The organism is Thalassotalea sp. PLHSN55, assembly GCF_052030545.1.
Lineage (GTDB): Bacteria > Pseudomonadota > Gammaproteobacteria > Enterobacterales > Alteromonadaceae > CANMXU01.
The window spans coordinates 112,602-129,829 of the sequence record NZ_JBPDIH010000001.1 but is presented as its reverse complement, the minus strand read 5'-3'; the positions used below and the strand labels follow the sequence as shown (position 1 = coordinate 129,829).

At 39.0% G+C, this 17,228-nt stretch carries 20 protein-coding genes; 13 read left to right on the top strand and 7 right to left on the bottom strand.

Annotated elements, in window-relative coordinates; genetic code table 11:
• The first annotated feature begins 127 nt into the window (after window positions 1–127).
• The 9 genes from ACRRSQ_RS00625 to ACRRSQ_RS00585 all read left to right on the top strand — a co-directional run bounded on the left by ACRRSQ_RS00625 (window position 128) and on the right by ACRRSQ_RS00585 (window position 7,665).
• The gene (locus ACRRSQ_RS00625) at window positions 128–478 is read left to right on the top strand and encodes a c-type cytochrome (RefSeq protein WP_440873755.1); all 351 of its coding nucleotides are present in this window, start codon (window positions 128–130) and stop codon (window positions 476–478) included.
• Entirely contained in the window at window positions 468–1,688 is a 1,221-nt protein-coding gene (locus ACRRSQ_RS00620; RefSeq protein ID WP_440873754.1) for a cytochrome D1 domain-containing protein, read from the top strand. The genes ACRRSQ_RS00625 and ACRRSQ_RS00620 overlap by 11 nt, the downstream gene beginning before the upstream one ends.
• A 2-nt stretch (window positions 1,689–1,690) precedes the next feature.
• Entirely contained in the window at window positions 1,691–2,173 is a 483-nt protein-coding gene (locus ACRRSQ_RS00615; protein ID WP_440873753.1) for an Lrp/AsnC family transcriptional regulator, read from the top strand.
• Between the two features lie 3 nt (window positions 2,174–2,176).
• On the top strand, window positions 2,177–2,707 hold the full coding sequence (ahbB, locus tag ACRRSQ_RS00610; protein WP_440873752.1) for a siroheme decarboxylase subunit beta: 531 nt from the start codon (window positions 2,177–2,179) through the stop codon (window positions 2,705–2,707).
• On the top strand, window positions 2,707–3,207 hold the full coding sequence (locus ACRRSQ_RS00605; protein WP_440873751.1) for an Lrp/AsnC family transcriptional regulator: 501 nt from the start codon (window positions 2,707–2,709) through the stop codon (window positions 3,205–3,207). The genes ahbB (ACRRSQ_RS00610) and ACRRSQ_RS00605 overlap by 1 nt, the downstream gene beginning before the upstream one ends.
• Complete coding sequence (gene ahbB, locus ACRRSQ_RS00600; protein ID WP_440873750.1) at window positions 3,182–3,757, top strand: siroheme decarboxylase subunit beta; 576 nt, start codon at window positions 3,182–3,184, stop codon at window positions 3,755–3,757. Before ACRRSQ_RS00605 ends, ahbB (ACRRSQ_RS00600) begins: the two co-directional genes overlap by 26 nt.
• A gap of 27 nt (window positions 3,758–3,784) precedes the next feature.
• Window positions 3,785–4,990 carry a heme d1 biosynthesis radical SAM protein NirJ gene (gene nirJ, locus ACRRSQ_RS00595; protein WP_440873749.1) on the top strand — a complete coding sequence of 402 codons (1,206 nt, stop codon included), beginning with the start codon at window positions 3,785–3,787 and terminating at the stop codon, window positions 4,988–4,990.
• Between the two features lie 128 nt (window positions 4,991–5,118).
• Complete coding sequence (gene cobA, locus ACRRSQ_RS00590; RefSeq protein ID WP_440873748.1) at window positions 5,119–5,985, top strand: uroporphyrinogen-III C-methyltransferase; 867 nt, start codon at window positions 5,119–5,121, stop codon at window positions 5,983–5,985.
• Window positions 5,986–6,018: 33 nt separating this feature from the next.
• Window positions 6,019–7,665, top strand: coding sequence for a cytochrome D1 domain-containing protein (locus ACRRSQ_RS00585; protein WP_440873747.1), 1,647 nt, complete (start codon window positions 6,019–6,021; stop codon window positions 7,663–7,665).
• Between the two features lie 33 nt (window positions 7,666–7,698).
• Here ACRRSQ_RS00585 and ACRRSQ_RS00580 read toward each other — a convergent pair whose 3' ends face one another.
• From ACRRSQ_RS00580 to ACRRSQ_RS00560, 5 genes are all read right to left on the bottom strand, one after another.
• Window positions 7,699–8,466, bottom strand: coding sequence for a tRNA-uridine aminocarboxypropyltransferase (locus tag ACRRSQ_RS00580; protein WP_440873746.1), 768 nt, complete (start codon window positions 8,464–8,466; stop codon window positions 7,699–7,701).
• Window positions 8,467–8,691: 225 nt separating this feature from the next.
• Window positions 8,692–9,009: a hypothetical protein gene (locus ACRRSQ_RS00575; protein ID WP_440873745.1), complete on the bottom strand. Its 318-nt coding sequence runs from the start codon at window positions 9,007–9,009 to the stop codon at window positions 8,692–8,694.
• 194 nt (window positions 9,010–9,203) lie between these two features.
• Window positions 9,204–9,986 carry a DUF2884 family protein gene (locus ACRRSQ_RS00570; protein ID WP_440873744.1) on the bottom strand — a complete coding sequence of 261 codons (783 nt, stop codon included), beginning with the start codon at window positions 9,984–9,986 and terminating at the stop codon, window positions 9,204–9,206.
• Between the two features lie 317 nt (window positions 9,987–10,303).
• Window positions 10,304–10,513 carry a cold-shock protein gene (locus tag ACRRSQ_RS00565; protein ID WP_077287100.1) on the bottom strand — a complete coding sequence of 70 codons (210 nt, stop codon included), beginning with the start codon at window positions 10,511–10,513 and terminating at the stop codon, window positions 10,304–10,306.
• 290 nt (window positions 10,514–10,803) lie between these two features.
• Window positions 10,804–11,319: an RNA methyltransferase gene (locus ACRRSQ_RS00560; RefSeq protein ID WP_440873743.1), complete on the bottom strand. Its 516-nt coding sequence runs from the start codon at window positions 11,317–11,319 to the stop codon at window positions 10,804–10,806.
• 258 nt (window positions 11,320–11,577) lie between these two features.
• Here ACRRSQ_RS00560 and ACRRSQ_RS00555 point away from each other — a divergent pair, with 258 nt between their 5' ends.
• The gene (locus ACRRSQ_RS00555) at window positions 11,578–12,516 is read left to right on the top strand and encodes a peptidylprolyl isomerase (protein WP_440873742.1); all 939 of its coding nucleotides are present in this window, start codon (window positions 11,578–11,580) and stop codon (window positions 12,514–12,516) included.
• 468 nt (window positions 12,517–12,984) lie between these two features.
• On the opposite strand, the gene arfB is transcribed toward ACRRSQ_RS00555, so the two are convergent.
• The gene (gene arfB / locus ACRRSQ_RS00550; protein WP_440873741.1) at window positions 12,985–13,398 is read right to left on the bottom strand and encodes an alternative ribosome rescue aminoacyl-tRNA hydrolase ArfB; all 414 of its coding nucleotides are present in this window, start codon (window positions 13,396–13,398) and stop codon (window positions 12,985–12,987) included.
• A 177-nt stretch (window positions 13,399–13,575) separates the two neighbouring features.
• Window positions 13,576–13,929, bottom strand: coding sequence for a ribosome hibernation-promoting factor, HPF/YfiA family (hpf, locus tag ACRRSQ_RS00545; protein ID WP_440873740.1), 354 nt, complete (start codon window positions 13,927–13,929; stop codon window positions 13,576–13,578).
• Between the two features lie 301 nt (window positions 13,930–14,230).
• Between hpf and ACRRSQ_RS00540 the strand changes: the two genes are divergently transcribed.
• The 3 genes from ACRRSQ_RS00540 to ACRRSQ_RS00530 all read left to right on the top strand — a co-directional run bounded on the left by ACRRSQ_RS00540 (window position 14,231) and on the right by ACRRSQ_RS00530 (window position 17,226).
• Window positions 14,231–15,337, top strand: coding sequence for a 1-acyl-sn-glycerol-3-phosphate acyltransferase (locus ACRRSQ_RS00540; RefSeq protein ID WP_440873739.1), 1,107 nt, complete (start codon window positions 14,231–14,233; stop codon window positions 15,335–15,337).
• A 322-nt stretch (window positions 15,338–15,659) separates the two neighbouring features.
• Complete coding sequence (locus ACRRSQ_RS00535; RefSeq protein WP_440873738.1) at window positions 15,660–16,397, top strand: DUF1538 family protein; 738 nt, start codon at window positions 15,660–15,662, stop codon at window positions 16,395–16,397.
• A 10-nt stretch (window positions 16,398–16,407) separates the two neighbouring features.
• Window positions 16,408–17,226, top strand: coding sequence for a DUF1538 domain-containing protein (locus ACRRSQ_RS00530; RefSeq protein ID WP_440874247.1), 819 nt, complete (start codon window positions 16,408–16,410; stop codon window positions 17,224–17,226).
• Window positions 17,227–17,228 lie beyond the last annotated feature (2 nt).

Here is a 17,228-nt window from a genome sequence, read left to right as displayed (position 1 = left end):
CAATTGATTTAAATCAATTATTCACTGAGCAAAACTTCTAAAGCATGATCTTCGACAAGCAAATAAAAAATCACTTTTGATAAGGTAACAGCCATTAAATTTACAATAAAAATTTTGGGAGCAAGGCATGTTATTGAATCGAATTGTACCGACATTCGTTTTTTTCACGTTAACAATATCTGCTTTTTCTTGTTCAGCTAACACCGCACCAACCCCATTAGACTCAAAACGTCAAAGCCAGCTAATTCATCTATTAAAACAAGACTGTGGCTCTTGCCATGGTATGACACTTAAAGGTGGCCTAGGACCTGCGCTACTGCCTGAAAACCTACAAGGTAAGCCCGATTTATTTCTGCAAAACACCATACTTATGGGTCGCCCCGGTACTGCAATGCCTCCTTGGCAGGGCTTGTTAACCGAACAAGAGGCTCAATGGCTGATAAAACAATTAAGACAGGGAATTAAGAATGAACAATAAATTCAAGCTATTTATTGGTGCATTTTGCGTATTGGCATTACAAGCCTGTAGCACGATCACAACCGATTCAAAAGCCACACTTCGTCCAACTGGCGACTTAGGTGTAATAATTGAAAGAGCTACTGGTCAAGTACAAGTGGTTAATCACACCAGCAAAGAAATTATTAGTGAAGTTGACGGTTTAGGTGATTTATCTCATGCGTCAATTGTGTTCTCACGCGATCAACGTTATGCCTATGTTTTTGGACGTGACGGCGGACTAACAAAAGTTGATGTATTAACCGACAAAATCGACAAACGCATTATTCAATCAGGTAACAGTATTGGCGGCGCGATTAGCCAAGACGGAAAGTTAGTGGCGGTGTCAAACTACACGCCCGGCGGCGTTAAAGTATTTAACAGCGAGACACTCGAACTTGTCGCGACTATTCCTGCCAGTGTACTTACCCATAAACCCGCCAATAAAGATGGCACACCTGTTCGTTCAAAAGTGGTTGGCTTAGTTGACGCCCCCGGTCAAAAATTTGTCTTTAGCTTATTCGACAGTCATGAGATTTGGATCGCCGACTTTTCAACAGGCGAATTAGCCTTAACCAAGTTTAGTGATATTGGCTTATTTCCATACGACGCGTTAATCAGCCCTGATGGCAGATATTACATCGCAGGACTTTTTGGCGAAGACGGTATGGCGCTACTTGATTTATGGCACCTTGAAAAAGGCGTGCAACACATCTTAAAAGATTACGGTAAAGGCGATAAGAAACTGCCTGTTTATAAAATGCCGCACTTAGAAGGTTGGGCAATGGCAGGAGATTTTGCCTTTGTACCTGCTGTAGGCCAGCATAAGGTATTGGTTGTTAATACTAAAACCTGGCAACAAGTAGCCGAAATTAACGCCCACAGCCAGCCAATTTTTGTAATGGCGCAACCTGACAATCGTCAAATTTGGGTCAACTTTGCCTTCCCAGAAAATAATACGATTCAGGTATTTAACACTGAGACATTTGAGTTAGTGAATACACTTCAACCTGGACCTGCGGTATTACATATGGAATTCACGCCTCGCGGCGAGCACGTTTGGATGTCGGTTAGAGATAACAACGAAATTCAAGTTTACGACACTAAAACGCAACAGCTGTTAAAAACACTAAATTCGAAAAGCCCCAGTGGTATTTTCTTTACCAACCGTGCACACCACATAGGGTTGTAATTATGCAAATATCACCATTACAGCAAGGCATAATTAATCGCTACCAAAAAGGTTTTCCGCTGACATCTGAGCCTTTTAAAACCATCGCTGATGAATTAAACACAAGCGAAAATGAGGTTATTTCAGCTTTTAAAGAGCTCGAGAGCAACAATGTGCTTTCTCGCATTGGACCGGTATTTGATCATAAAAAAGCAGGGGCAAGCACATTAGCAGCGATTGCCGTGCCACCAGAGCAACTAGATGAAATTGCCGAAAAAGTGAATAAGTTCGAGCAAGTTAACCACAACTATGCACGTGAACACGACTTTAACCTATGGTTTGTCGTAACCGATAGCGACTGGCTTGCGCTCAACAATACGTTAGCCGAAATTGAACAAGCAACGGGGCTTTCCGTATTAGTCTTACCAATGGAAGCTTCATATCACATCGACTTATCTTTTGATGTCGACTTTAGCCAACCCACAAATCACGGTTTGGAGAACTAAGCAATGCACGCACACAAGGTTTTACCACAAGACAGTACGGCACAGCTAAGCAACGCTGCACAATTAATGTTACGTGAGCGCTTGGAAAAAGGTTTACCCGTTTGTACTCACCCATATCAAGAGATTGCAGCAGAGATCGGTATTGATGAAGCACAAGTTCTAGAGCAAATAGCATTATGGCGAGAAGAAGGTTTAATTAAACGCTTTGGTGTTGTGGTTAAACATCGTCAGCTTGGTTATACCGCCAATGCTATGGTGGTATGGGATATTGAAAACAGTCAAGTTGATAAAATTGCCTCACAACTTGCAAAACGCAAAGAGATTTCTTTATGTTATCAGCGCCCTCGCCGCCTGCCAGATTGGCCATACAACCTATTTTGCATGATCCATGGAAAAAGCCGAGAAGTAGTTGAACAGCAAATTCGTGATATTAGCGAACAACTTGAGCTTAACCACATCAATAAAGATGTGTTGTTTAGCAATAAAGCGTTTAAACAAAATGGCGCGAGATACCGCAAAAGGATCGCCAAATAATGACCATAGCCGAAAAACAACACAACACTGCGCTAAATACCGAGCAAGGCTATCAATTAGATAGCCTAGATCGCAACCTAATTAATTTATTACAACACGGTTTGCCAGTGTGCGAAAACCCGTTTGCGCAAGTAGCAGAAGAAGTGAACAGCAGCGAAAGCATTGTCATCGATAAAATAAACAACTTACTCGAACAAAAAATACTATCGCGCTTTGGCCCAATGTTTGACGCCGCATGTCTTGGTGGCGCCTTTACCTTAGCCGCAATTGCGGTGCCAGAAGAACGTTTTGATGAAGTAAATGACATTGTCAATAGCTTTGAGCAAATCGCTCACAACTATAAACGCACCCACGAATTTAATATGTGGTTTGTTATCGCCACAGAAACTGAGCAAGAAATTGCTCAAGTTGTTAATGATATTGAAGCCAAAACAGGCTTGAGTGTTTTAAACGTACCTAAAGAGGAAGAGTTTTATGTCGGTCTCTACTTGCCAGTCTAACGCACTTACGCCGCTTGAAAGAGAGTACGTGCTGCTGACACAAAACGGCATGCCTGTCGTCGCTCAGCCGTATCATGACATAGCAAAAAAATTAAAGATTAGTGTTGATGACGTTTTAGCGATGACACGTGATTTACTTGCTCGCGGCATTATCAGACGCATTGCAGCGGTGCCGAATCACTATAAGTTGGGCTATAAGTTTAACGGTATGACGGTATGGGATATCGACGATGAACAAGCCTCTAAATTTGGCGATGCTGTCGGAAAATTACCTTTTGTTAGTCACTGTTATTTACGTCCGCGCCAATTACCAAATTGGAATTTTAATTTATTTGCCATGGTGCACGGTAAAACACCTGAAGAAATTGAAGTATACCGAGCGCAAATCAAAGATTTACTCGCTGATGTTCTGCAAGATCGCGGCGACGATGTAAAAAGCTACAACATGCTAACAAGTACAAAAATTTTAAAGAAAACCGGTTTACGGCTTAAAAATAAAAAAGCGCCAGAAACTAATCAAAATAACGCAACTGCTGACGGTAAACTTTAAGCACGCAACCAAAACAAGGGGCGAACTATGTTTCGAATCTCACAACTTTTATCGACTATGCAAGATGACAGTCCAGTGCCTAAGGCACGAAAAATGCCAGGTCCAGTAGTGATCTGGAATTTAATCCGTCGTTGCAACTTGCAATGTAAACACTGTTATTCAACATCACTCGATATTGATTTTAAAGACGAGTTAAGTACCGAGCAAATCAAAGCAACTATTGATGATTTAAAAGTTGCTCATGTGCCAGTACTTATTCTTTCTGGTGGTGAGCCTTTACTTCGCCCCGATATTTTTGAAATTACCCAATACGCGAAAGATAAAGGTTTTTATGTCGCATTATCGACAAACGGCACCTTAATTAACGAAGATAATATTGAACAAATTAAAGCAGCAAATTATCAGTATGTCGGCATTAGTATCGACGGTTTAGAAGAGTTTCACGACGAATTTCGCCGTCAAAAAGGCAGTTTCCAAACCTCAATGCATGCCATTCGTTTATGTAAAGAAGCAGGTATTAAGGTCGGCATGAGACTATGTCTGACTAAAGATAACTTCAAAGACTTGCCGGCAATGTTAGATTTAATGGAAGAAAATGAGGTTGATAAGTTTTATTTATCTCATCTAAATTACTCTGGCCGCGGTAAACGCAATGCTGAAAACGACGCAATGTTTAAAATGACCAAAGACGCGATGGAAATGTTGTACGAACGCGCATGGGCACATATAGAACAAGGCCGAGATTCAGACTTTGTTACCGGTAATAATGACGCTGACGGTCCATTTTTACTGCAATGGGCTGAGAAAAAATTTGGCCAAGCACACCCAAATAGAGTCGCGAATCTAAAACAGCGCTTAATTAATTGGGGTGGCAATGCCAGTGGCGTGAATGTTGCTAACATAGATAATACTGGCACTATTCACCCAGACACCTATTGGTGGAATCATCCAATTGGTAATGTGAAAAGTGAAAAATTTTCTGACGTTTGGGCAAATACCCAAGATGAGCTGATGCTAGGATTTAGGCAATCTCCTCGTCCCGTTAAAGGACGCTGTGCCCAATGCCAATTTCTTAACATATGTGGCGGTAATACACGCACTAGAGCGTTTGCGCAGTCTGGGGATGCATGGGCAGAAGATCCTGGCTGTTACTTAAATGATGATGAAATTGGTGTCATTGCCGCAAATGCATCAACACAAAACCATAATGACATCGAAATAGTAGAGCTTTAACAATAAATACTGACATACTTATAACTAAATAAGATAAAAGCAGTATAATAACAACCGCACAGTTATATGATGACTATATTAAAAAACGCACCAACAGAGTGCAACGCGGTAAACTAGGTGATTAAAAAATGACAATACAAGAGTTAACAAAACCAATGAAATTATCAAGCAAAGCAACTTTAAATAGTGGTGAAGTAGCTTTAGTTGGTTCAGGTCCTGGTGATGCAGAATTATTAACGCTACGCGCATTACGTTTTATCGAGCAAGCCGAAGTTACCGTTTACGACCGTTTAGTAAGCGACGAAATTTTAGCGCTATTACCAGAAGGCTCAGAAAATTTTTATGTTGGTAAAGAGCAAGCTAAACACTGTGTGCCACAAGATAAAATTAATCAGCTGTTAGTTGACCAAGCTAAACTTGGTAAAAAAGTATTGCGATTAAAAGGCGGCGACCCATTTATTTTTGGTCGTGGCGGTGAAGAAGCAGAATACCTACTTGAAAATGGTGTTAGCTGTCATATTTGCCCAGGGATCACAGCCGCATCTGGCTGTACAACTTATGCAGGCATTCCGTTAACGCACAGAGGTGTTGCGCAAGGCTGTACCTTTATTACTGGCCATATTCAAAACAATGGTCAATTAAACTTACCTTGGGAAAGCCTATCAAGTGACAGCCAAACCGTTGTCTTTTATATGGGGATTAATACCTTACCTAAAATTACTGAACAGTTAATCAAACATGGCCGTAATGCAGATACACCTGCTGCGCTTATTCGCCGAGGCACACAACCTGAACAGCAAGTATTTCGTGGCAAGCTAAGTAATTTACCTGAGTTAGTTGAAAAACATAAAATCACGCCGCCTACCCTAATTGTTATCGGCGAAGTAGTTAACCAGTTAACTGAACAGCAATTATCAACACCTGGTTTTTTAAAGGCTGAAGAAAGCATGCAGTTTAAACTAGCGAATGCGCAAGCTGTTGAAAAAGTTTCTTAATTAGCGTTGTTTGTTCAGACAAAGGCCTAAAAAATGATGTATTTAAAGACACTAAATGTCGTCAATTTAGTCAAAAAAAATACCAAGCAAGCGTTTGCTTGCTTAACTAACAAAAAAGCGTTAGCGCTTGTTTTCGTGGCATTTTCTTGCAACAGCTTTGCGTTCAGCAACGTTAAAAATGCCGAAAAACTCTATCAAGACCACTGTCAAAGCTGTCATGGCGTTGACCGCTTAGGCGCAATGGGGCCTGCTTTATTTCCTGAAAATTTAAAGCGCTTGCGAAAAAATAAAGCGATAAAAGTGATTAATCAAGGCCGTGCAGCAACACAAATGCCCGCATTTGCAAACATGCTGAACGATTCACAAATAAAGCAGTTAGTTGATTATATTTACACACCTTCGAAAAAATCATTGCACTGGAGCAAAGAAGACATTATTGCCTCAAACATTGTTCACTTTGAGCAAAATAAATTAGGCAATACGCCTCAATTTGATGCCGATCCTATGAACTTATTCATGGTGGTGGAGTTAGGCGATCACAGTGCAACCTTACTTAATGGCGATACCTTTGAGCCGATTACTCGATTAAAAACGCGTTTTGCCTTACACGGTGGACCAAAATACTCGCCTGACGGCCGCTTTATTTATTTTGCCTCACGTGATGGCTGGATCAGTAAATACGATATTTACAACATGAAAACCGTAGTTGAAGTACGAGCGGGTATCAACACGCGAAACCTAGCGATTTCATCTGACGGCAAGTATGCCATTATTGGTAACTACCTACCGCACAATGTCGTAATTTTAGATACTAAAACACTACAACCCATTCAGGTTATAGACGCCAAAGATAAAGACGGAAAAAGCTCTCGTGTGAGTGCGGTATATAATGCGCCGCCACGTTACAGCTTTATCGTGGCCTTAAAAGACGTAAAAGAAGTTTGGGAAATACCTTATAGTGACAAAGGTGGTGTTGAAGTATTTAAAGGCTGGGCACACGACCACCGCAAAGATGTCGGTGAAGGTAAGGTTGAAAATTGGAAAAGCGATGCACAATTTCCAATTCGCCGCATTAAAACACAAGACTTTTTAGACGACTTTTTCTTTGACCCTGAATATATCAACCTCATTGGCGCTTCACGTGAAAGTCATGAAGGACAAGTGATAAATCTTGATGCGAGAAAGAAAGTAGCGACGATCAAAATGGCGGGAATGCCACATTTAGCCTCAGGCATTACTTGGGATTACCAAGGTAAAACGGTTTTTGCTTCACCTAATATCAAAGAAGGTCGAGTTACCGTTATTGATATGGACAATTGGAAGGTCATTAAAGATATTGAGACTGAAGGTCCTGGCTTTTTCATGCGTAGTCATAGTAAATCACCGTATGCCTGGGTAGATGTGTTTTTTGGCCCTAATAAAGACAAGGTTCATGTGATTGATAAAAGTACCTTGGAAATTGTTAAAACCTTAAAACCAGTACCGGGAAAAACGGCTGCTCATGTTGAATTTACTAAAGATGGTAAATACGTATTATTGAGTATTTGGGATGAAGACGGCGCAGTAATTGTGTATGACGCCAATACCTTAGAAGAGATAAAGCGTTTACCGATGAAAAAGCCATCTGGCAAATATAATGTTTATAATAAAATCAGTTATGACATAGGTACCAGTCACTAGCATTGCGCAGCAAAGAACTATGTTAAAAGCACATTAATCACAATGTGCTTTTTTTATGCTTATTTTGTGCTGCTCAGTAAAAGCAAGATAGTTGGCTATCGCTTGTTGATCACCGTGGTTTTCACGACAGACACTTTTTTGATATTGAAAGCTAAATACGTCAAACCAATGGTCAAGCAAATCGGCATTAGTTAACTCCCCTGCCATCGCAAGTACACGTGCCGCGACTTCTGCTGTTGCTAATTGATTGTTATTCGCCGCTTTACGCAGATGGTAACGTGAATAAATACCACTTTCAGCCATCGCCTCAACATCAAACGATACGATTGGAAAACCTGCCAAATAAGGGCTTTTACGAAACATTTTTTTTGCTTCGCGCCAACTGCCATCAAGCATAATAAATAACGGCTTTTTATCTGCCGATTTAGGAATGTGCTTTTCAATAACTTGTTGCTGTTCATTTGCATATTGCTTAGGAAAAACAACATAGGGCTGATAAGTTTCATCTTGTAATAGTGCTAACAAGTCTGGATTGGGTTCCGTTCTCGACCATAAATAGGCATGCGTATCTGGCACAATATCCGCAATTAAACGCCCTGTATTGCTCGGTTTTAGCACTTCAGTGTCGTACATCAACAACAAAAAGCTCACACCACTTTCAACCTGCGGCGCCATGTCACAAATACAGTAATTAATACTAACTCGACATTTTTCACAGCGAACGACCCGCTGACCACGCGCTTTAAATTCAGTCGTACTTAAACTTTTTCGATAGCGATAAAGGCGTTCAACGGCATGCATAATAGGCAAATATAAGATGAGGTAATGTCAGGGCCGCTAATGTACCGCGCTTTGTCTCGATTAGCAAAAGGGAATGCTAATTAATACACTAAGGGCTGTTGTTCTTTCGTGTTTACTTTGAACAAAATTTAACCTCGAAAGATCCCCCCCCTAATCACTTTTAATTTTTATTGTGCAAAAACATAACTGCTAAGCAATTTACGCATTCTTCTTAGCACTAATTTGTTATTCAGAAACCAGTTGTTTCTTCAATTCCTTTTGCGCGACTTCCATCATCACTAAAACCTGACAAGGCGGAAATTGCTCTAGCAGAGATACAGTGCGGAAATTGGTCCATTCAGCAATAGGATCAAACTGTTTGTTCTTTTTAAAGTTAAGCTTCTTTAAACCAACTAAACACTCGCCATGCATTTTCGCCTCAATAAATTTCTCATCGGTTAACGCTGCACCACTATTTCGTTTAGCAATATCGTCATAGGAAAATGATGTAGCTTGGCTTGCTCCTACCAATAGTAATGTTGACAGTAGTGTAATAAATTTCATGAAACCTCGATATTGTTAACTAGCTGATTATTTAAACTGATTTACATTAATATCACATAGTTTCATTATCTTAGGAAACATTCATTGTAAATTTTTTGCTGCTACTTTTGCGACTTAACACACAATGCTTCTCTAGAATAAAAAAGAGCGCGACACCTAGTAGGTATTGCGCTCTTTCCTTAACAGCTAATGAATTAAATATTATGGCGATCGTGGCCACTGACAGAAATGGTATTAACCTTTTCCAGCGCTTCAAATTCTGCTTTTAGTTGCTCTTCTAATTGATCTAACTGGCGAATTGCCTGGCATAAAGCTTCACCCTGTTGTTCTATTTGCTCGCCTCTTAATTCCATGTCTGTTTCTATTTTCTCACCAAACGCTTCCATACGCGCTTCAAAAGCGTCTGCATCACCGCCGGAGAATAGCATCTCTTTGCCTAAAGCAATCATTAAACTACCTAACGATTTTTCAACGGCTTGTTCAACAGCATTTTCAATTTTGTGTTCAAATTCTTCGCCAAACACTTCATCACCAGCAAAGCCGTCTTCGTCAATGTAAAAGCCTTGTTCAGTTGAAAACTTATGTTCAATATCATTACGGATAGACGATAGTTGTTCGGTAAGTTCAGAGCTAACATCGTTACCCTCACCTAAGAGCTCATTAAACGCCATATTTACGCCATCAATCGCTAAATCGATTGCTGAGACGGCAATACCTTTAACTTGTGGCACAATCGCTTTAACGTCAGTGGAATACTGGCTAACCAAAGCTTGTTGGTCATTATTTAAAGTAACGATTTCGTTGTTAATAAAAAGTGTTTGGTCATTCTCAATGCGATAAATAACGCGTTTATCTTTTGAAAATTCAACCATGTGTTGTTCAACTCTTACGCCGCCTTCTAGTTCAACATCACAATCACTGTGAGCGGAGGCATTACAAGCTGTTGCTAACAAAATTGTGCTTAAAAATAATTTCATTATAAATTCCCTTATTGCTAATTCATTTCAAATACTTGCTATATCTATATCAAAAGCAATGCCAACTATTTATCTACATAAAAACAATAGGTTAGAAGTATATAGGAATTTCAAACATAAATAGATATTAATAAATCGGTCAATAAAGCCATTATTTGGTTTATTTGACAATGCTATCGAAAGCTAGAAGTTGAAAGCTAGAAGTTGGCAGAAAGAATAAAGGGTTAGAAACTAAAAAGGGCAAGACCTTAGTCTTACCCTTCCATTTATCAGCCTAAGCTAATAAATTAAAACATGTCGTTTTAAGCGTCTTTAAATTAAAGAGCTACGATGTTTTCTGCTTGAGGACCTTTTTGGCCTTGAGTTACAGTAAACTGTACTTTTTGACCTTCAGCTAAAGTTTTGAAACCGTCGCCAGAAATTGCAGAGAAATGTGCGAATACGTCTGGACCAGATTCTTGTTCGATGAAACCAAAACCTTTAGATTCGTTAAACCATTTTACTGTACCAGTAGTTGTATTAGACATAATAATATCCTATTTCATTTATTGAGTAATTTGCGCTTAACTTAAACATTAAGATAAGCAGTTGTGTTGGAAGTGTTGCTATTACTTATAAAACAGGACGAGTTACTAACAAAAACATCGAAATGGTATACATAAATATAGGCCGTACTTTCAAGCTATGACGAAGTTTATAGTAAATCATTCACGAGTCAAGTTATTTTGCCTATTCTGCGATGCATTTACGTAATTGGGCTTAAAGCCAGTAAAATATGGGGATTTGTAAGATAATTAAACGCCAAATTATTGCGGGCTTAGCTTTTCTGTTTCACTTTGACTTTATTATTGGTATCTCGACTTTTTTTAATGAGCTGATCGCCATCTTGATGATGTGTCGATTTGGCTAGTCGGTCATAAAGTAAAACATTTACCGATGCAGCTAAATTCATGCAACCTACCGTGGGCACATAAACTACCGCATGTGCTTGGTCAACTACCGTTTGGCTAATGGTCCCGTCTTCTGGGCCAAAAATATATAGCGCCTTTTCCGGGTGTTCAAACTCAGGCAAAGCAATCGCCCCTTCAACTAAATCAACACAAACAACTTTAATGTCTTGGTCAATATCATCTAACAATGCCTCTTTGGCTTGTAAGGGTATTTTATCAGCGACATTTTTCGTATCCGTATTATATTTAGCTGCGCGCGCATAACGTTGACCGGTGTAAAATACCTCATCAGCTTGATAACAGCCAGCTGCGCGCATAACTGCGCCGACATTCGTTGGGCTTTTAGGATTAGTTAAGCCGATGGCTACATAAGAGTTTTTCATAAGTGTCTAGGTTAAAGTCGCTAATATATGGGAAAAGTATCGATAGTTTATTTTCTCAGTTGCCGCGCACTAAAGCTAGCGATTATTGTTAGGGGCTGTTGAAGTCTTAGATCTAAACATCAAAATTAATTCTGTAAACGCCGCAGTTACAATTAAGTCAAACTTTGCGCTTGTTGTTACCTATTAAAACAACTTACCATTTAGATAATTACAAAACACAACAACATGAGCAGTTTTACTGACATACAACGAGGCAATATGAGCAAGCGTATTTTTCGTCCTTTAGCGACGTCAGCACTTATCAGTAGTTTATTTTTATCGGCAACATCTTCAGCGACCATCGTTGAATTTCAAACATCTCAAGGTGATTTTCAAGTAAACCTTTATGATCAAACCACCCCAAAAACAGTTGAAAACTTTATCAGCTATGTAAATAAAGCAAGTTATAGCAATACGGTAATTCATCGCAGTGTCAATGAATTCATTATTCAAGGTGGTGGTTATGATGTTGATGAGGAATCTTTTTTACAGCCCATTGAAACAGATCCTGCGGTTATTAACGAACCCATTTATTCTAATGTCCGCGCAACTATAGCTATGGCAAAACTAGGTGGTGACCCAAACAGTGCCACCAGTCAGTTCTTTTTTAACTTAGGTGATAACAGCGCAAACCTCGATTTACAAAACGGCGGATTTACCGCTTTTGGCGAGGTGATTGGCGACGGCATGGTCGTAGTTGATAAAATCGCTAATTTAGGCACTTGCGTATATAACAACAGTATTACTGATATTCCTATGCATCAAGCAGAAGAGTTGGGCTGTGCTAATTTACCTGATCCACTGTCTGATCAATACGTCACTATTTATCAAGTGACCATCGTTGATGCGTCTGTCAATACAGCTGACGATTTAACACCTACACTTTCGATTGATACTGACCACGATGGCGTAGTAAATGATCAAGACGCATTTCCAGAAGATGCAAGTGAGTGGTTAGACACCGACGGCGATGGTATTGGTAACAACAAAGATGATGACGACGATGGTGATGGCGTACTCGACATTAATGATGCCTACCCGTTAGATCCAGAACGTTCACAAGCACCAGATACATCTGACTCATCTGGTGGCTCATTTGGCTTTTTAGGGTTATTTGCTTTAGCAGCTATGCGTATGAGAAGACTTTTTAAACGCTAAAAAAAGCCTATTTAACCATTGTAAAATAGCAAAATTATAAAAAAGACGAGGGTAAATGATTAATTACCTTTGTCTTTTTTCTATTTTTAATAGTTTGATTTTAGTTAGAGCATGTTGATCTTTGACGTATATTTTTGCAGCAGTATATTGCGTATTTATACAAGGCAGCGCCTATGCAGTGTGGTTGTTCCACATAAATAGGCGATAAAGACTTTATGCTCCTGCAAAGTCACCTTACCCCACATCCATGTGGGGTAACGTAGTATAAATGCGCAATAAACGCTGTCATTAAGATTCGATTAAACGTGATTTACTCTGTGTTATAGCTCATTTGTATAGAATAACTATACTTCAATCGCTATGCCTTGATTAAATCACGTTTAATTCGAACAAAATCTATACTACAAAGGTCAACACGCTCTAGTTACTTTCGTGGCTAGATTAAGCCACGTTATTAAGTCAATTCGCTTAATAGCTTATTTTGCTTCTTAATGTTTTCACTTGCGAGCGCTTATTTTTACTGTCTAACCTTTTGCGCTTAGCCGCTTTACTCGGTTTGGTAATACGCCGTACTTTTTGCACGACAGTGGCCGCTTTTATTAAGTTAATCAGCCGATCTATGGCATCATCTCGATTTTTCTCTTGAGTACGATACTGCTGGGCTTTAATTATAATCACGCCCTCTTTAGTCATTCTTGAGTCTTTTAAAGCTAACAGTCGCTCTTTATAGAATTCTGGCAGTGAACTGTCATGAATATTGAAACGTAAGTGCACGGCAGAAGAGACTTTATTGACATTTTGCCCACCTGCCCCCTGCGCTCTAATAGCACTAATTTCAAGTTCGCTTTCGTTTAATTCAACATTGTTAGAGAGTTTTATCACAATTGTTATTTAAATTGATTTAATTACAGTGCAGCTATTCTACCTTGATGGCAAGCAAAACGCGACTAGCCCTCTGCTTCCCTCAATTTGGTAGCTTATTAAGCACATAAAAGAATAAAGCGCTAAAAATAAAAAAGGAGCCGATTGGCTCCTTAACGGGAAAGAAAGTTGCAAAAACTACAAGCGCATTTCTTGAACTTTTTCGTGGGCAATTTCTTCAGCAGACGGCATTGGTTTGCTATGCAAATTAGCTTTTAATTGTCCTTTTCTATGTTTTAGTGCAGCGTCTAGCTTTTTAATACAACTAGCAATCGCAGGATACATAACTGCATCTGTTGCAGTAGTTGAAATGCGACTACCTTCATAATTCGTGGTAATTTCAACTTGATGATCGCCATGCTCTAATGAAATGATGACATCAGCAGATATAAGTGTTGGAAAATGATTAGAAACTTTTATAAACTTCTCTTCGATATGCTCTTTGATTGAGTTAGTAACGTCGACGTGGTGACCTGAAAGATTTATTTTCATAAGGATTCCTTTTTTTGTTACCTCAATAATAAGACTTGGGGCAAACGGTAAAAAACACAAGGTATTTTTTAATTGTTTTTAAAAAAAATATCCTTGTTAAAAACAACCCTATATAATTTAACAAGTTATGAGAAGCACTGTTGTCACATTCATTTGATATAAATCAAAGAGCACTGCACTAACAACAATTAATAACTTTACCTTATTTAAAATTGGTTAAAATAGTCTCTAACAAGACGATTATTCACCCAATTAATTTTAACATTAGCGTTACTATAAAAAACGCCTTCAGAGATAAATCATGTTTGATGATATTCGCCCTTTTCGAAATGACGAAGTTTCCCAAGTCATTGAAGAGTTAATTAATGAAAAAGAATTACAGTTTTCATTAGCAAGCTTTGTTCTTCCTAAATTATCTAAAGTCTTTCCTAAGCTAAGCTGCTTTTTAATTAAGCAATACTTACGTTATCAACAAAAACACCTTGTTAATATTGAAAAAATTCAATTAGAAGTGTCTAAATACCTGAGCCGACTTGTTAACGACAGCACCAATGGTTTTAGCTTTCATGGCATCGAAAATGTTGCGCAAAACAAACCCGCACTGTTTATTTCAAACCACAGAGATATCGTGTTAGATGTTGCATTGGTAAACCTGGCGCTACATCAAAGTGGTAGAGAAACCGTTGAAGCCGCAGTTGGTGATAACTTGTTATCGAAAAAATGGGTTGCTGATTTAATGCGTATTAATCGCAGCTTTATTGTAAAACGCAGCGAAGAAACCAAACGCGCTATGCTCAAAGCGTCAAAAGATTTATCTGCTTACATTCACCATACCATTACAGAGAACAACCATAATATTTGGATTGCGCAAAGAGAAGGTCGTGCAAAAGACGGCTTAGATTTAACCAACCCAGCACTAATTTCTATGCTGTTGTTAAACAAGCCTAAGCAACGGTCGATTGCCGAATATTTAGATGAAATTAATATCATTCCTGTGTCAATTTCGTATGAGTTTGACCCTTGTGATACTGACAAAGCTATCGAATTAGCAACAAGAGAAGCAACCGGTAATTACGAAAAAGGCGATGAAGAAGACTTACGTAGTATTCGCCAAGGCATGATGGGTTACAAAGGCAAGGTTCATTTAGAGTTTAGCGCACCAATTAAAGGTGACTATGAAAGCTCAAAAGAAATCGCTAGTGCCATAGATCAACAAATTATCGCTAACTATAAGCTTTATCCTAGCAATATAAACGCACATGCTAAATTAACCAACCAAGCAGTCGACTTGCCGGTATTTAAAGATCTAGCCAAACGCATGCACGACTTAAATGAGCTACAACAAAAATGGTTTTTAACCATGTACGCCAATCCGGTTATCGCTAAAGAGTCGTTAAACTCAAAATAATTTTCATACTCATTATCAAAGGCTTTATCTGTTCAGCAAATAACAGCTAAAGCCTTTTTTATACTTCTTCGCTATTTCAACTCACTACTTCCTCTTCAAGCAAATAACCACACAAAATGTAATGCCAAAGTAACTTTTTGTGCGCTAAATCAAAATAATGAGTCAAAAAACAGTCAATAATGAATTATTAGCGGTTGTTTTTTTATTTTTAAAAAATAACAACCATACTTAATAAGCTAATAACGTTAGTGGCACAATGAAGGCCAACTAAATCAAAAATTTCGTGAACCAAAACAGATAATTAAAGGATAATGAATCGAACATGGGTCGCCAATTACTTGTATTTTTTCAAGCACTCATCGGAAGCTGTAAAGATCTACTACCTATTGTAGTGGTGATCGCTTTTTTCCAATTTGTTGTACTTCAACAACCAATGCCTAATATTCTCGATATTTTTATTGGCCTTGTATTTGTTGTACTCGGATTAACATTTTTTATTTACGGACTTGAAATGGGACTTTTTCCTATTGGCGAGTCTATGGCACAAGCCTTTGCCAAAAAGGGGAGTATTTTTTGGTTAATCACCTTTGCTTTTTGTTTAGGTTTTGGCACCACAGTAGCTGAACCGGCGCTAATTGCGGTTGCAGAAGAAGCCGCCAACGTTGCTGCCGCGGGCAATATTATTGAACAAACGGAAGCAGCTCAAAGTGAATATGCAAACGGGCTACGTTATACCGTCGCCTTCTCTGTTGGTTTTGCCATTGTATTAGGCGTTCTTCGTATTTTACGTGGTTGGCCAATTCATTATCTTATTATCAGTGGGTATATTATTGTCGTCATCGTTACCTCTTTTGCGCCACGTTGGATAATCGGTATAGCATACGACTCTGGCGGCGTAACCACTTCAACGATCACCGTTCCCTTAGTCACAGCCTTAGGTGTTGGCTTAGCATCAGCCATTAAAGGACGAAACCCTATGATTGATGGTTTCGGTTTAATCGCGTTTGCCTCATTAACCCCGATGATTTTTGTCATGATCTACGGCATGGTTTTAGGGTGATTAACTTATGATGACGTTATTAATTGAAATTTACCAAACACTAAAAGCAACCGTTGTTGATGTATTGCCAATACTGGCTATTTTAGTTTCATTCCAACTTTTAGTAATTCGCCAACCGATACCTAAAATTAAACAAGTAGGCTTTGGTTTTGTCTATGTGTTAATTGGGCTGTCACTGTTTTTACTCGGTTTAGAAAAAGCCCTCTTCCCACTTGGAAAAATGATGGCGGCGCAATTAACTGCACCTGAGTTTATTCAATCAAGCTCTGACGCTGTTCACTGGCAAGACTACCTTTGGGTATATGCATTTGCAGCCACTATCGGCTTTAGTACAACCATCGCGGAACCCTCGTTAATCGCGGTGGCATTAAAAGCCGAAGAAGTTTCCGGTGGCGGTATTAAAGCGAACAGCTTACGTATTGTTGTCGCTTTTGGTGTTGCAATTGGCATTGCCTTAGGCAGCTATCGAATTGTTGTTGGCGATCCAATCCACTATTACATTATTGCTGGATACATAGTGGTGGTTATTCAAACCTGGTTTTGTCCTAAACTTATAATTCCACTTGCTTATGACTCAGGTGGTGTAACAACTTCAACCGTTACTGTACCGCTTGTTGCTGCTTTAGGTATTGGTTTAGCGAGTACAATTCCAGGTAGAAGCCCATTAATTGATGGTTTTGGTTTGATCGCTTTTGCCAGTTTATTTCCAATTATTGCCGTAATGGGTTATGCCCAAATTACAAAATTAAAAAGCCCCGATATTGATGAAGATGACGACGAATATGAAGACGATTATGACGATGAAGATCTTAATGAACAAACCAAATAGAA